11 protein-coding genes and 1 pseudogene are annotated in these 13765 nt (G+C 47.6%); 4 read left to right on the forward strand and 8 right to left on the reverse strand.

Annotation, left to right across the window (positions count from 1 at the left end; all coding sequences use genetic code 11):
* Positions 1-78 precede the first annotated feature (78 nt).
* The 6 genes from mgrA to MHH92_RS23210 all read right to left on the reverse strand — a co-directional run bounded on the left by mgrA (position 79) and on the right by MHH92_RS23210 (position 5362).
* Positions 79-1086 carry an L-glyceraldehyde 3-phosphate reductase gene (mgrA, locus tag MHH92_RS23185; protein WP_036616991.1) on the reverse strand — a complete coding sequence of 336 codons (1008 nt, stop codon included), beginning with the start codon at positions 1084-1086 and terminating at the stop codon, positions 79-81.
* A gap of 78 nt (positions 1087-1164) precedes the next feature.
* The gene (locus tag MHH92_RS23190) at positions 1165-1905 is read right to left on the reverse strand and encodes an NAD-dependent protein deacylase (RefSeq protein ID WP_338706879.1); all 741 of its coding nucleotides are present in this window, start codon (positions 1903-1905) and stop codon (positions 1165-1167) included.
* A gap of 42 nt (positions 1906-1947) precedes the next feature.
* A complete protein-coding gene (locus MHH92_RS23195) occupies positions 1948-2715 on the reverse strand; it encodes an HAD family hydrolase (protein ID WP_340387318.1) in 768 nt (255 codons plus the stop codon).
* Between the two features lie 69 nt (positions 2716-2784).
* Positions 2785-3549: an alpha/beta fold hydrolase gene (locus MHH92_RS23200; protein ID WP_340906631.1), complete on the reverse strand. Its 765-nt coding sequence runs from the start codon at positions 3547-3549 to the stop codon at positions 2785-2787.
* Between the two features lie 93 nt (positions 3550-3642).
* Complete coding sequence (locus MHH92_RS23205; protein WP_017686833.1) at positions 3643-4308, reverse strand: bifunctional 2-keto-4-hydroxyglutarate aldolase/2-keto-3-deoxy-6-phosphogluconate aldolase; 666 nt, start codon at positions 4306-4308, stop codon at positions 3643-3645.
* 88 nt (positions 4309-4396) lie between these two features.
* Positions 4397-5362, reverse strand: coding sequence for a sugar kinase (locus MHH92_RS23210; RefSeq protein ID WP_339178769.1), 966 nt, complete (start codon positions 5360-5362; stop codon positions 4397-4399).
* A 222-nt stretch (positions 5363-5584) separates the two neighbouring features.
* On the opposite strand from MHH92_RS23210, the gene MHH92_RS23215 reads away from it, so the two are divergent.
* The 3 genes and pseudogenes from MHH92_RS23215 (at position 5585) to ilvD (ending at position 8994) form a co-directional block, all read left to right on the forward strand.
* Positions 5585-6625, forward strand: a complete 1041-nt coding sequence (locus tag MHH92_RS23215) for an acyltransferase family protein (RefSeq protein WP_340906635.1) — start codon at positions 5585-5587, stop codon at positions 6623-6625.
* 123 nt (positions 6626-6748) lie between these two features.
* Positions 6749-6991, forward strand: a pseudogene (locus MHH92_RS23220) (KGG domain-containing protein); the annotation flags it as partial.
* Between the two features lie 317 nt (positions 6992-7308).
* Positions 7309-8994 (forward strand): dihydroxy-acid dehydratase, encoded by a 1686-nt coding sequence (gene ilvD / locus MHH92_RS23225; RefSeq protein WP_036616973.1) that lies wholly within the window; start codon positions 7309-7311, stop codon positions 8992-8994.
* A gap of 85 nt (positions 8995-9079) precedes the next feature.
* On the opposite strand, the gene MHH92_RS23230 is transcribed toward ilvD, so the two are convergent.
* Positions 9080-10483, reverse strand: coding sequence for a polysaccharide deacetylase family protein (locus MHH92_RS23230; protein WP_340906637.1), 1404 nt, complete (start codon positions 10481-10483; stop codon positions 9080-9082).
* A 174-nt stretch (positions 10484-10657) separates the two neighbouring features.
* On the opposite strand from MHH92_RS23230, the gene MHH92_RS23235 reads away from it, so the two are divergent.
* Positions 10658-11854: an AI-2E family transporter gene (locus MHH92_RS23235; protein WP_340906639.1), complete on the forward strand. Its 1197-nt coding sequence runs from the start codon at positions 10658-10660 to the stop codon at positions 11852-11854.
* Here MHH92_RS23235 and MHH92_RS23240 read toward each other — a convergent pair.
* Positions 11833-13644 (reverse strand): peptidoglycan D,D-transpeptidase FtsI family protein, encoded by a 1812-nt coding sequence (locus MHH92_RS23240; protein ID WP_340906643.1) that lies wholly within the window; start codon positions 13642-13644, stop codon positions 11833-11835. The two genes, MHH92_RS23235 and MHH92_RS23240, sit on opposite strands and share 22 nt — an antisense overlap.
* Positions 13645-13765: the final 121 nt, after the last annotated feature.

The following is a 13765-nucleotide window of genomic DNA, read 5'->3' on the forward strand; positions in this document are numbered from 1 at the left end:
ACATAACGGACGGAACCACGTACGACAAAAAAAGGTGCATTCCGCCATTATGGCTAAGATGCACCTTTTACACTTTATTTATTTGTCATCAGGCTCCGGAGACAGGATGGATTCAATCCGTTCCAATTCCTCTGTAGAGAAATCCAGCTGACTGAGCGCAGCCACATTCTCTTCAATCTGGGAAGGACGACTTGCGCCAATCAGCGCGGAAGTTACCCTGCCATTACGCAGCACCCATGAGAGTGAAAATTGGGCCAAACTCTGACCACGGGCTGCTGCAATCTGGTTCAGCGCACGCACTTTGCGGAGCGTCTCTGGAGAGATGTTGTTTTCATTCAGGAATACCGACGGTCCTTTGGCACGTGAGTCTTCCGGGATACCATTCAAGTATTTGTTCGTGAGCACACCTTGTGCCAATGGACAGAATGCAATACTGCCTGTTCCATACTCATCCAGCACGTCCTGCAAACCATCTTCAATCCAGCGGTCCAGCAGCGAGTATTTCGGTTGATGGATTAACAGGGGCGTACCCAGACCTTTCAGAATTTCGGCAGCCTGTCTCGTCTGCTCTGCGGGATAGTTGGAGATCCCTACATAAAGGGCTTTGCCCGAGCGAACAATATGATCCAGTGCCATCATCGTTTCTTCCAAAGGTGTTTCGGGATCATAACGATGTGAATAGAAAATATCCACATAATCCAGGCCCATACGCTTCAAGCTCTGATTCAGACTGGATACCAGATTTTTGCGTGAACCCCACTCGCCATACGGCCCGGGCCACATATAATACCCCGCTTTGGTGGAGATCACCAGTTCATCCCGATAAGGTTTCAGATCCTGGGCCAGTACCTGTCCAAATAACTGCTCTGCCGAACCTGCCGGTGGGCCATAATTGTTGGCAAGATCAAAATGTGTAATACCCAGATCAAATGATCGGGTAATCATATTACGGCCATTCTCAGCATTATTGATACCGCCAAAATTATGCCACAGCCCCAGTGAAATCGCTGGCAGTTTCAAACCTGAACGTCCAACGCGGTTATATTTCATCGTTTCATAGCGAGTATCGCTTGCTACGTAGACCATTATGAATCCCTTCTTTCCCCAGGTTCCGCCTCTTGTATCCGGTCTATGCCGGAGAATGCGGTTATTCAGTCCATATGTTCAACCAAGAAGCTGGTCCACAATATTCATTACCTCACCAATCGGCTCTGTAATCAGCAAATCAGCCCTGCTGTCGTAAGCGGTAGGTGTAGCGTTGAGCAGAACGGTATGTTTTCCCTGAAAATACGTAATTAACTGGGCCGCCGGATATACCGTCAGTGACGTGCCTCCCACGAGTAACAGATCTGCAGAAGACAGTGCATCAATGGAACGATACAATGTCGTCTGATCCAGCTCCTCTTCGTACAGCACCACATCCGGTTTGATCACACCACCACATGTGGTACAGCGAGGCACGGTATCTTTGGACTGTATAATATCATTTAGCGTATAAAACTGCTTGCAATCCATGCAGGCATTACGATGAATTGAACCGTGAAGTTCAAAAACATTGCTGCTACCTGCCTTCTGATGTAGTCCGTCGATATTTTGCGTGATCACTGCCTGAAGTTTTTCCGCCTGCTCCAGACGGGCCAATAGTCGATGACACCCATTCGGTTCAGCATCTGGATGAAGCATTTTGCCACGATAAAAATCATAAAAAATATCGGCATGTTGATCAAAAAAATGTCGGCTTAACAACTCTTCCGGTGGATAAGGCGAATGCTGCTCCGTCTGATACAGACCCGCAGCGGAGCGGAAGTCGGGAATCCCGCTTTCCGTTGAAGTCCCGGCCCCTCCGAAAAAAACAATCCGGGAGCTCTCCTGAATCCAGGCAGCCAGTTGTTCTGTTGCGTTCATCCTCTCTCCTCCTTTTATATCGTTCAATCAGGTCAGGGTGACTTATAAAATAACGCTTATCTCATTATAATGACGAATAATGGCATGGGCATCAACCAGGTGAGATCCTTGATCTAACTGCGGACAGTAACCCAGGGTATAGGATACCTCTGCGTGCCGCCCCATCTGCATATCCCCATTGCTGTCTCCAACTACAACGGCCTCCGCAGGATCGATATGTAATTCACGGCAAGCCAAGAGTGCTGCTTCTCTATCCGGTTTGCCCTGGGTCACCCGATCACAGCCCACAATGGATGTGAAAAAGGAACGAATCCCCATCCAATCCAGATGTGTTTCTGCTGCCGCTGTACTATCTGAAGTGACGACTGCCAGTGGTATGTCTGCAGCCCTGCATTTCTGCAAGAAATCCAGCAATCCTGACATTGGTTCAGCGGATTTGCGCTCTCTTACCGATCTCATGGCTACACTTGAAAATTGGCGTATCGTTGTGATCGCTTCATTCCATGGTATGCCTGCTGCATATAGCTGCCCAGCAAGCAATCCCGTGCACTCATCCACAGTCGCAATGGCAAGTGGGCCTTGCGGATCATATCCAACAATATGACCTTGCGGATTATGGGTAGTGCCCAGAACATGCTCCCGTTCAACTGTAAATGAAGCTCCGAGTTCATTCATACGTGATTGCAACTGATCCAGTAATGCCTCTGCCCACGGCCCCCATAGCTGAAGGAATTCCAGCAGTGTTCCATCTTTATCGAACAGGATCCCTTTACATGGGATCTGCGCTCCATTCACTTGAAGCATGGTCATCCATATCACCTCCATCAAGTTATGCTATTAATGCATACAGCCCTTAATGCAGAATAATTAAATCAAAACCTACTTGATGGTACTTAACCAAGCCAGCACCGTCTTGACCGTCTGATTCAGCTGTTCTTCTCCACTCACTTCCGGCTCGCCATCTCCTTTTTGATGACCATAATCACCGAACTGGGCGTGGTTTCCACCTTCAATGGTGTAATATACCGTGTCTTCTGGAAGATACATCCGTCCACTCTGATACTTCGTAGCATTCACGACTTCATCTTTAGTACCCAGAATAGATAAAGCAGGTATTCCAAGTGACTTTACGCTTCCTTTTTCATCCGGGTAAGATGCCAAGAAGAATATCCCGTGAAGTGCATCTGGATGTGCGGCTACATAACGTGCAGCCATGGACCCGCCGAGAGAGTGTCCACCCATAACAAATTGTTCGTCTGGATAGGCGGCCAGAATCTCATCTGCCAAGTTTGGCTTAAGCACTGCCAGGTTAACCGGCATCTTGGCAATTATGGTGTGATGACCCGCAGCTGCCAGCTCATGCGCAAGTGGTGCATAACTTTCCGGTTTCACCAGCCCACCAGGGTAGAAAAGCACACTTTTCCCAATCGGTTTATCTGGCACAAAATCTATCCAGTTCTCTTGTTCACTCACCGTCACCCGATTGGCTGTTTCCATAGCTGTTTGAGCTGTTTCCTGTGGACCGTATGGTGTGAATAATTTCCACGCAACAAATCCACATCCAATGACAATGAGCGCCAGAAGTACGAGCAGGAATTTCCCGATGCCCCTCTTCTTGCGCCCTGTATTATACCGATTTCTCAACGTTAATCACCTTTCTTCACTTCCGCAGGTGCCGCGGCTCACAGAATTGGGAGCCTTTGTTTATCAGGCTCCCCTTCTACGAATTGAAAAATATTATTCAGCCTTGGCCTTGCGGTAAGCATCCATATATTGTTCCGCTTTGCGACGGACATGACTCAGGTCACCCGTCTTCACAGCTTCCGATGTCAAGTCGGAGCCGATCCCTACAGCCACTGCTCCACCCTTGATCCAATCTCCCAGATTAGACAAGGATACCCCGCCAGTTGGCATAAAATTCGCCTGCGGCATAGGGCCCTTCATCGTTTTGATAATCGAAGGATCATACAGATTACCCGGGAACAACTTCACAATGTCCACACCGAGTTCCAATGCGCGTTGAACATCAGCAATCGTCATCACACCCGGCAGAATCGGAATTCGATACAGGTTGCAGATCTGAACCGTATCCGGGTTCAGGGAAGGTCCGACTACAAACTCGGCACCAGACATGATAGCCGCTCTTGCCGTTTGCGGTTCAAGCACCGTTCCCGCACCAATAATCGCGAATTTCTCTGGATCTTGTGTGTTCCAATGGTATACACGGCTTAATTTTTCAATGGCTTTGAGTGCACTGGGTACTGTCATCGTAATCTCGATAACTTTAATGCCACCCGCAATCGCTTGCTCGGCCATGGCAATGACTTGATCAGCAGAATCTGCACGCAGAACTGCCACAACCCCATTGTCCGTAATCTTTTGCAACAGCTGAAGCTTCTTCATTTCATTCTCTCCCTTGTCAATGTGGTGGTTGTGTATACAAGCCTTACATTTAAGAACGAAGATGAGCCATATATGATTTCAGCAGCGACTAACGCTCAACATGAGCAACGTTGTTCAGCTTGGCCTCGACCTGCCCCCACGTCGGGAGCGCCTCCCAATCGCCAACAGCCTGTATAACCATGGAACCGGTCAAATTGCCGAGACGGGTTGCTTCCTGCGGGGAGTATCCTTTTAATATACCCGATAAAAATCCCGCGCAGAATCCGTCTCCTGCTCCTACCGTATCCAGAACATTATCCGCCTTAAAGTACGGAACTTCAGTTAGGGTACCATTCGCCAATACGTAGGTCAAATCAGGGCCACCCTTCACGATGCACACAGCATTCATGGCAGATAAACGCTCAAGTACTTTTTGATCATTTTCTTCGTTATATAGAAGTTTCATCTCGTCCAGACCCGGTAAAAAGTAGTCCGCCAGTTCAGCTAAACGCAGTATAACCGGACGGGCCTCATCCGCAGACCATAGTTTGAGACGCAGATTTGGATCAAAGCTTACTTTCACCCCTGCCTGTTTGGCAATATGTATGGCAGCCTCTACCGTAGCAAGTCCGGACGGGCTTATCGCTGCCGTTATACCCGTAACGTGCAATATCTTCGCCCCGGCAATATAGTCAGGATCCAGATCATCAGGTGTGATCGCACTTGCAGCAGATAGCTTCCTATAATAATGCACCGAGGCTTTCCCGGAAGCGTTCTCACGAATCATCAAACCAGTGGGCTCGTGATCACTCAACCTTACCCTGGATACATCTACGCCTTCACCGCGAATGGCTTTCAGAATCATACTGCCGATAGGATCATTGCCCAAGCGTCCAAACCAACCACTGGTATGCCCCAGGCGGGATACGCCAATAGCCAGATTGCTCTCAGCACCCCCGAAAGACTTGTCCAGTGTGGCTGCATATTCCAGCCCTCTTGTATCCTTGGCAGTCAGCAGACCCATACTCTCCCCAAACGTAATAATTTCCGGGCTTGGATAGGGACTCGTTGACATGATTTCTTCCCTCCTTATAGTTACATTCCCTCATCTTCTTTTTCTATTGTCATCCTCTATGCAACCGTTGTCAATCCCGTTGCGTTCATTTTGTTGTCACAGCTTTGAGAAAAGATAACGCTTACTAATGTGAATTAAATCACAATAGATAATGCACATCCATATTACCCTTATTACAGATGCAAATGACCTGGCAACCAGGGTCTATAAGGGGGCTACACCATGAAAAATCAGACACTGATCCGGGATGATCAGGAATCTTTCTTTTACAATCTGCGCTTTATGCTTATCGTCTGTGTCCTTGCTGGTAATGCACTTGAACCACTCATTACACGTTTTGCAGGAGCGGAAGCTCTGTTCCTGTGGATATATACGTTTCACATGCCACTCTTTGTATGGGTAACAGGGTATTTTGCGACACACTCACTCCAGGGTGAATCTGGGCGAAATGTCATGAAGCAGATTGCACTACAGTATGTACTGTTTCAGTCCTTATACGCATTGATGGACTTTACCGTATTCCACACACCCCATATGCGGCTATCCTTCTTTGCACCTTACTTGCTTTTATGGTTTCTCGCGAGTCATTTCTGTTGGCGACTGTTGCTTCGTCTGACGATTTCCTGGAAACCGATATATCGGCTGATTGGATCGATTGCGCTCGGTATAATTGCCGGGTATTTGCCCATCGACGGGTTCTGGCTCAGCTTCAGCCGTACGTTTGTATTTCTGCCGTTCTTTGTCATCGGTTATGACTATGGAGCAACCATCCGTTCACGTTTATTATCCGGTTGGGGGCGAAAAACCGCAGCCATCCTCTCTGCTGCACTGTTGGTATGGATCGGGTATGGGGGTTTGAATATTTCAACCGGATGGTTACTCGGCAGCATGACGTACGCCGAATTGGGTCACCACGAATGGTATGCCGGCATCTTCCGACTTGGAGTCTACCTATTGGAGATCGCATCGGCAGCACTGTTCTTGGCCTGGGTACCTTCCTTGACTTCCAGACTGACGGACCTTGGACGACGCACACTCTATGTATTTCTGCTGCATGGGTTTCTCGTTCGTCTCGCGATCTGGTCCGGAGTCTACAGTTATATGGGAAGCTCGGCGTATATTCCAGTCATACTTGTCATCGCCGTACTCTTCGCAGTCACACTGGCTCTGCCGGCTGTACGCCACACGTTCAAACCCTTAATTGAACCGGATATATCCCGCTTTTCTTTCAATCGTCATGAGGTGTTTAAACGGTCGGCCTAATGCTCTGACGGATCTCTTCACCATCGATTCTATCCTAGTGAATTGTTTCAGGCTGGAAATAAGGTGGTAAATTAGGGATACGCGCTACAAAAAACAACTTATCGTTGTAAGGAGTGATTTGTAATGGCACGTCAACAGACGTCAGAACACAAGATGAGCCGTGAGGAAGCTGGCAGATTAGGTGGCAAAGCGACTTCCAAGAACCATGACCGAAGCTTCTACCAGATGATTGGAAAAAAAGGTGGAGAAGCGACTTCAGATGCCCATGACACTGACTTTTACAAGCAGATTGGTCGCAAGGGCGGCGAAGCAACCTCCGAAACTCATAATAAGGAATTCTATCGTGAGATTGGACGCAAAGGCGGAAGCAACTAATTAATTCCGCTCGCCACATCGAAACATGATCATAGCTTTCCCGTAAATCAAGAAGTCTAATTCCATGAAAATGGTTTGAGGCTTCTTTCTATTGATTGTAGAAATATGACGACGGTTGTGATAGACTCAATAGAAAAACCGGGTGTTCACGGGTTTAAAGCAGCAAAGAATTTCACAAACTACGGGGAGCTCGACACCGGCATGCCGGTCCTTTTTTTTAGAGTACGGATGAAATTAAACGACAGATGCACTGCCATTTACTTTTCCATTCATGTTGCTCAATATTATATATTTGGGGGGAATACACCATGTCAGCCAAGAAGATGCGTTCCGATATGATCAAAAAAGGTTTTGACCGTGCACCACACCGGAGTTTGCTCCGCGCAGCGGGCGTTAAAGAAGAGGATTTCGGCAAGCCGTTTATTGCCGTATGTAACTCATACATCGATATCGTGCCCGGCCACGTCCACCTTCAGGAATTCGGTAAAATTGTAAAGGATGCTATTCGTGAAGCCGGTGGCGTTCCATTCGAATTCAACACCATCGGAGTAGATGATGGTATTGCCATGGGACACATTGGTATGCGTTACTCGCTGCCAAGCCGTGACATTATCGCGGATTCCGTGGAAACCGTTGTATCTGCACACTGGTTCGACGGCATGGTATGTATCCCGAACTGTGACAAAATCACACCAGGCATGATGATGGGTGCGCTTCGCGTAAACATCCCTACCCTGTTCGTAAGTGGTGGACCAATGAAAGCTGGTCGTGACAGCAATGGTAAAGCTCTTTCCCTGACTTCCGTATTTGAAGGTGTAGGTGCTTACCAAGCAGGTAAAATCGATGATAAGAGCTTGCTTGAACTTGAACAGTTCGGCTGTCCAACATGTGGATCATGTTCCGGTATGTTTACGGCAAACTCCATGAACTGTCTGGCAGAAGCGATGGGACTGGCTATGCCAGGTAACGGAACCATCCTTGCCGTTGCTCCTGAGCGTCGTGAGTTTGTTAAACAATCCGCTACCCAATTGATGGAACTCATCAAAATGGACTTGAAACCACGTGATATCGTAACTGTAGAAGCGATCGATAATGCGTTTGCACTGGATATGGCGATGGGCGGATCTACGAATACAGTACTGCACACGCTGGCACTGGCTCATGAAGCAGGTATCGAGTATCCAATCGAACGTATTAATGAAGTAGCGAACCGCGTTCCGCATCTGGCGAAACTTGCGCCTGCTTCCGATCTTCACATCGAAGACGTTCACAATGCAGGCGGCGTAAGCGCAGTGCTGAACGAATTGCTCAAGAAACCAGGCGCAATTCATGGAGATTGCATTACGGTAACAGGTAAAACGATCCGTGAGAACGTTGAAGGAAAAGAAATTCAGGATACAAATGTCATTCATCACCTGGATAACCCGCATTCCGAAAAAGGCGGCCTGGCTGTATTGTTTGGTAACCTTGCACCACAAGGCGCTATCATCAAAGTTGGTGCAGTTGATGCTTCGGTTGGCGGATACCACAAAGGTCCTGCCATCTGCTTTGACTCCCAGGAGCAAGCGCTTGAAGGTATTGCTAACGGCAAAGTAAAAGAAGGACATGTTGTTGTTATCCGTTATGAAGGACCAAAAGGCGGACCAGGTATGCCTGAGATGCTGGCTCCTACTTCCCAGATCGTAGGTATGGGATTGGGTGCCAAAGTTGGTCTGATCACCGATGGACGCTTCTCTGGAGCATCCCGCGGAATCAGTATCGGACATATCTCTCCGGAAGCAGCTGAGGGTGGTCCAATCGCCTTTGTTGAAGAAGGAGACATCATCGAGCTGGATCTGAACAACCGTATCATCGAATTGCACATCAGTGACGAAGAGTTTGAACGTCGTCGCGCAGGTTGGAAAGGCTTTGAACCAAAAGTAAAAACTGGTTACCTGGCTCGTTATTCCAAACTGGTTACGAACGCAAGCAACGGTGGCGTACTGAGTATCTAATTCACTAATAAATAAAGGGTTGCTCTTCTGCCAAATCTGGCGAAGGGCAACCCTTTTCTTTTGCTGGTAGGTGTGATCAGTCCGTTTAGTTCCGCTCTGGCAGTATCTCTTGTTCAATTAACAACGATTCATCTCTGGATTCTTCTACCGTTGCTGCTACCTGCATCGTATGTTGACCGTAACGTTCCAATAATAGATCCAGCGGCATGGCAATCATCTTGGGTACCAGTTGTTCATTACGCTGTTTCAAACGTTTGGTTCCTGCCGGGTGGATTACACTTAACAGCAGCTTCAAGTATACTTTGGATGCAGCACTGAACGGTCCAGGAGGCAAGTCTTGTATGGTAAATCCGAATTTTTCTGGGCCTCTGTTAATCATGCTCACACCGTATATCGCCTTGGCAGAGCGTAACTCAGGTTCGAGTGCCACCATGCGTGCCAGATCCGGCAATTGCTGTTCCATCGTCCGAATCATGCGAATAGCCAAATGCATACTGGAACGTGATGTCACTCCAAGTTCAAACAACTTCTGATTGTCAAAATGTAGCTCTATTACCGGATCTCCATTTTGAATGACATGGCCATCATTCATCTCCACTCGTGCTCCGTGATATACACGTGATCTGAAGTGCAGCATTGGGTCCTCTGGCGAAGCCGTCCGTAGATGATATACCCAGTGGAACAACTTCTCCCAGCCCAGCCATAAGGCAACAACGATTCGTTTCCATAGCTTCAGTGGTGTCTGTAATTGCGTTTTGTTCTGAGATTCGCTCACTATGATACCTCCCATCAACGTATCAACGCGTACGCTTTGCAGGCCTAGCCGTTCAGCTTCCTGTAATACGACTTCCAGCGCCTGAAGCATCTGCTCCGGCGCGTGTGCATCAGCACCAAGGGTCGTTCCTCGATCATGCAGCAGCATGACCTCTCCGCCTCTCAGTTCCTTCAGCATCCGTTCGGTCAATCTCTGGGCACCTACTCGGCTTCTCCAGTCTTCAAACATGGAAGACCACAGTACAATCTTTCGTTCTTTCTTGCTGAAAAAATCAAACAAATTCATAATCCCCCACGGTGGACGATAATAACAAGTCTTCACGCCGGTTACTTCATGAATAATCTGATCTGTTCGCTGAATCTGATCGCGAACGGTACGTGGCCGCATGAGCCAGTTCGTCTTGTGAATATAATTATGAATGCCAATAAGATGACCTTCCTCATGTATGCGCTGTATGAGTTCAGGATGACTCGCTGCATGTTCTCCAACGACAAAAAATGTGGCTTTTGCCTGATGCTGACGAAGCAGATCGAGCAGTCTTGGCGTATAATGTGGATCTGGCCCATCGTCAAACGTTAACGCAAATTGTGTATCACTTCTTCCCCGTCGAAATACACGAAAACCAAAAAGCCTACTGATCAAACTTGGAATAAAGGCGTAAAAAGATGAAAGATACAATAACCACAGTAAAATACTATGAAGTATCGTTGTCATGTTGCAAGCTCCCCACTTCTCCTGCTGAATTACGGTGCACTATGGCACTATCTAAAATAAACCGCCTTTAATTTTATCATAGTTCAGACTTTTCTTGAATCCTGTTTTCCCAAAAAGATAGCTATCGTGTACAATAAATACAATCTAATTATTGCCATCAAAGGAGCCATGTCCATGCTACCGCTTTACAAAAAATACGGGCGAACTGTCTTTGACATCGCATTGCTCGTATTAACCGTGTATGTGATCATGTACGGTTTCAGTCAATTATACCATGTGGCTGCACCGGTCTTTCTATCATTCATTGTGTATTGGATGATTGAACCGCTGGCCAAATTTTTACATCGCAAAGGATTGCCCAAGACGCTTGGAGCCGCCATCTCCGTCTTGTTGTTTCTTGCATTGATTGTCGCTGCCTTTTTTGGGGTAGGCCTGATTATCATTTCACAAATTTCCAATCTTCAAGATAATTTTCCCGTATACATTGAAATGATACAACGTGAATTCACCAATCTGGTGTTATTCATTCAGGACAAGTCAGACGCTCTCCCTGATGGAGTTATGGAAAAAGCGAATGATTATTTTGCAACGCTGACCGGGTTCCTGTCCAAATGGGTAACTAGCGGAGCGCAATTCGTCGTAGGTTTCCTCAGTTCATTCTCTTCGTTTATTACGAACTTCGGAATTGCGATTATTCTGGCATTTTTCCTCAGTATCGAGATTGAATCCTGGCGCAAGTTCGCCCGTGCGAAAACGCCCAAAACATTAAAGTTAGCTATTGAATTCATGCGTAATCACGTGTTCAAGACAATCCGCTCGTATCTGAAGGCACAGATGATCATGATGCTCATTACGTTTGTATTGATTTATGCAGGTTTGTTGATTTTGGGAACCTCTAATGCCTTTACCATCGCAGCAGTCTGTGCGGTTTTTGATCTGGTACCATTGCTTGGCGTTCCTGTTGTATTTATTCCATGGATCGTCTACTTATTCATTATTGGCAATAGTAGTCTGGCGATTGGCCTGATTGTGATTCTGGCAGTAACGATGCTGACACGGCAGTTGCTGGAACCGAAAATATCGGGTAACTCGATTGGTGTATCTTCGGCGTACTTGATGCTTTCGTTTATGCTGATCTCCCTTTCGATCTTTGGCCTGGCTGGCGTAGTGTTATCTCCAGTGCTTCTGATCCTTCTGAAAGAATTGTTACAACAAGGATACTTGCAAAAGTGGATTCACCTGCCAAAAGATGAATTTGAGTCCTCTCCATTAGTCATGGACCCACCCGTTAATAAGGCCTCATCGAATTCTGCCGAATCTACTGTACAACGTCCCGTTCCTGCGAAGGATCATGAGGACTCCGCCAAATAGTCCATCACCTTCCTGAAGAGAGCCGTCGCCTGATGTTGGCTGTCAGGAGAGACATTTTGAACAAGAACAGCAACAGCATATTGGGGTTGTTCTACCGGTCCATAACCAATGAACCATTGATTGTTGCGCTTCTCTCCATGTTTCTGTACCTGAGCTGTACCTGATTTCCCTGCAACATGCCACCGTGCACGCTGCAGGGATTTTCCTGTTCCCTCACGGACTACCTTATTCATCCAGGATAACAGTTTATGCGCTGTTACGGGAGCAATCTGTCCTGATGCTGAAGGTGAATCATGCAAGGGCATCTCCAGCATGGTGCCACCATCCGCATATCGGATGCGCTTAACGAGACGTGGGGCACTAACCTTTCCATCATGTAACAGTGTAACGATCAGATTGGCAGCTTGCAGCGGTGTGACCAAGACATCTCGCTGACCAATTGCTGTCTGTATTTTTGCACCTTCATCAGCAGAAGAAACAGCCTCTGTTCTCACAAGCCCGTGATCCTCATGATCAAAGTGTCGTAACACAGGCATTCCTGCCATCTGCTTCCCTTCCCAGCCAATCGGACGCGCGAGTCCCAGACGATCAGCCGTGTTCTCCAGTTGTTCCATACTCAGCCTGCGCGCCGTTTCTGCGAATACGATGTTGCAAGACTCAGCGAATCCTTGCTCCAGATTCAAGTCTCCATGACCATGCTCCTTCCAGCAAGACAACCCATATCTTCCGTACTCACCACCACAATGGAATTCTTCTCCGTTAGAAACGGCATGATGCTCCAAAGCAGCAGCCGCAGTGACAATTTTGAAAATGGAACCCGGTACGGCTCCCTGTACTGCACGATTCCCCCAGGCCGATTCTTTAGGGTCCACATGTTGTGGCTGATAGAAAGGACGGGAGATCATGGCGCGAACATCTGCGTTAGCGGCATCTAACACAACAATGGCCCCTTCTTGTAATCCAGATTCTTGCGTCAACTCCTCCAACCCACGCTGTAACTCAGCATCCACAGTGGTTTCTACACGTAAAGGATAATGGCTATTGGCTGGTGCAATGACGTGCGGCTGAATACCAGGGATAATCTCCCCACCACCCGAGACCATGCGTGATACAAGCGTAGGGCCAATTCCCCTTAACAGCGGTTCAAGTGTCCTCTCCAGTCCAGCTGCTCCTGCTTTCATGGCAAATGGCTGTTTCACTTCATCCTGATGCCCAGTTAGAACTTTGGAGGACTCAGGCTGTTCAGCCAGATATCCCATCCACTGCATTCCTGTATGCCCATGAAGATACCTTGTCATCATCGGATAGATGCCAGCTCCTTGCAGGTGCAAACTACGTAGGCGCTCCACCTGGGCAACGGTCAAATGAACAGGCTGATGTGTACCTGCTGTCCAAAAATGAGGTATACTTTCCTGTTTCCATTCCTTCTTCAATTGATCCGGATCGGTATGTAATATAGCTGCCAACTTTATCATCTCGGAGCCTTCTAATGCCCCATCCTTGCGTAATTTCTCTAATGGACTTGCCTTTGGAAAAAGAACCAGTCCCCATTGCAGCTTACCGGTCAACGCCTCACCCTTGTAATCCGTAAATTGTCCCCGCCCCGGGTCAAGTATCACCCCGCGTTCACGCTGCAATACAGACATTTCACGTACCGTTCGGTGAAATCCAGGCATCGTCTGATTCACCTGAACGATCTGAACCCATCCCAATCGTAATATAAGCAATCCAAAGACAAGAGTTAGAAGAATACAAGTTATATAGATTCGCCGTTTCGCAAGGAGATGCATCCCAATCTCACCTTTTGTCGTTTTGACATATTATTGCTGATATGGCTTGGAATTATCCGGTAAACAAAAAGAAAGCCTGTCCCATGTGCGGGACAGGTTCTCCTCATTTCAACCTTGGCTT

Source organism: Paenibacillus sp. FSL M7-1414 (genome assembly GCF_038003195.1).
Taxonomy (GTDB): domain Bacteria; phylum Bacillota; class Bacilli; order Paenibacillales; family Paenibacillaceae; genus Paenibacillus; species Paenibacillus amylolyticus.

Bases quoted from the DNA above. Each gene is read 5' to 3' on its own strand.
- mgrA (WP_036616991.1), bottom strand. From the start codon at position 1,086: ATGGTCTACGTAGCAAGCGATACTCGCTATGAAACGATGAAATATAAC.
- MHH92_RS23190 (WP_338706879.1), bottom strand. From the start codon at position 1,905: ATGAACGCAACAGAACAACTGGCTGCCTGGATTCAGGAGAGCTCCCGG.
- MHH92_RS23195 (WP_340387318.1), bottom strand. From the start codon at position 2,715: ATGACCATGCTTCAAGTGAATGGAGCGCAGATCCCATGTAAAGGGATC.
- MHH92_RS23205 (WP_017686833.1), bottom strand. From the start codon at position 4,308: ATGAAGAAGCTTCAGCTGTTGCAAAAGATTACGGACAATGGGGTTGTG.
- MHH92_RS23210 (WP_339178769.1), bottom strand. From the start codon at position 5,362: ATGTCAACGAGTCCCTATCCAAGCCCGGAAATTATTACGTTTGGGGAG.
- MHH92_RS23215 (WP_340906635.1), top strand. From the start codon at position 5,585: ATGAAAAATCAGACACTGATCCGGGATGATCAGGAATCTTTCTTTTAC.
- ilvD (WP_036616973.1), top strand. From the start codon at position 7,309: ATGTCAGCCAAGAAGATGCGTTCCGATATGATCAAAAAAGGTTTTGAC.
- MHH92_RS23230 (WP_340906637.1), bottom strand. From the start codon at position 10,483: ATGACAACGATACTTCATAGTATTTTACTGTGGTTATTGTATCTTTCA.
- MHH92_RS23235 (WP_340906639.1), top strand. From the start codon at position 10,658: ATGCTACCGCTTTACAAAAAATACGGGCGAACTGTCTTTGACATCGCA.
- MHH92_RS23240 (WP_340906643.1), bottom strand. From the start codon at position 13,644: ATGCATCTCCTTGCGAAACGGCGAATCTATATAACTTGTATTCTTCTA.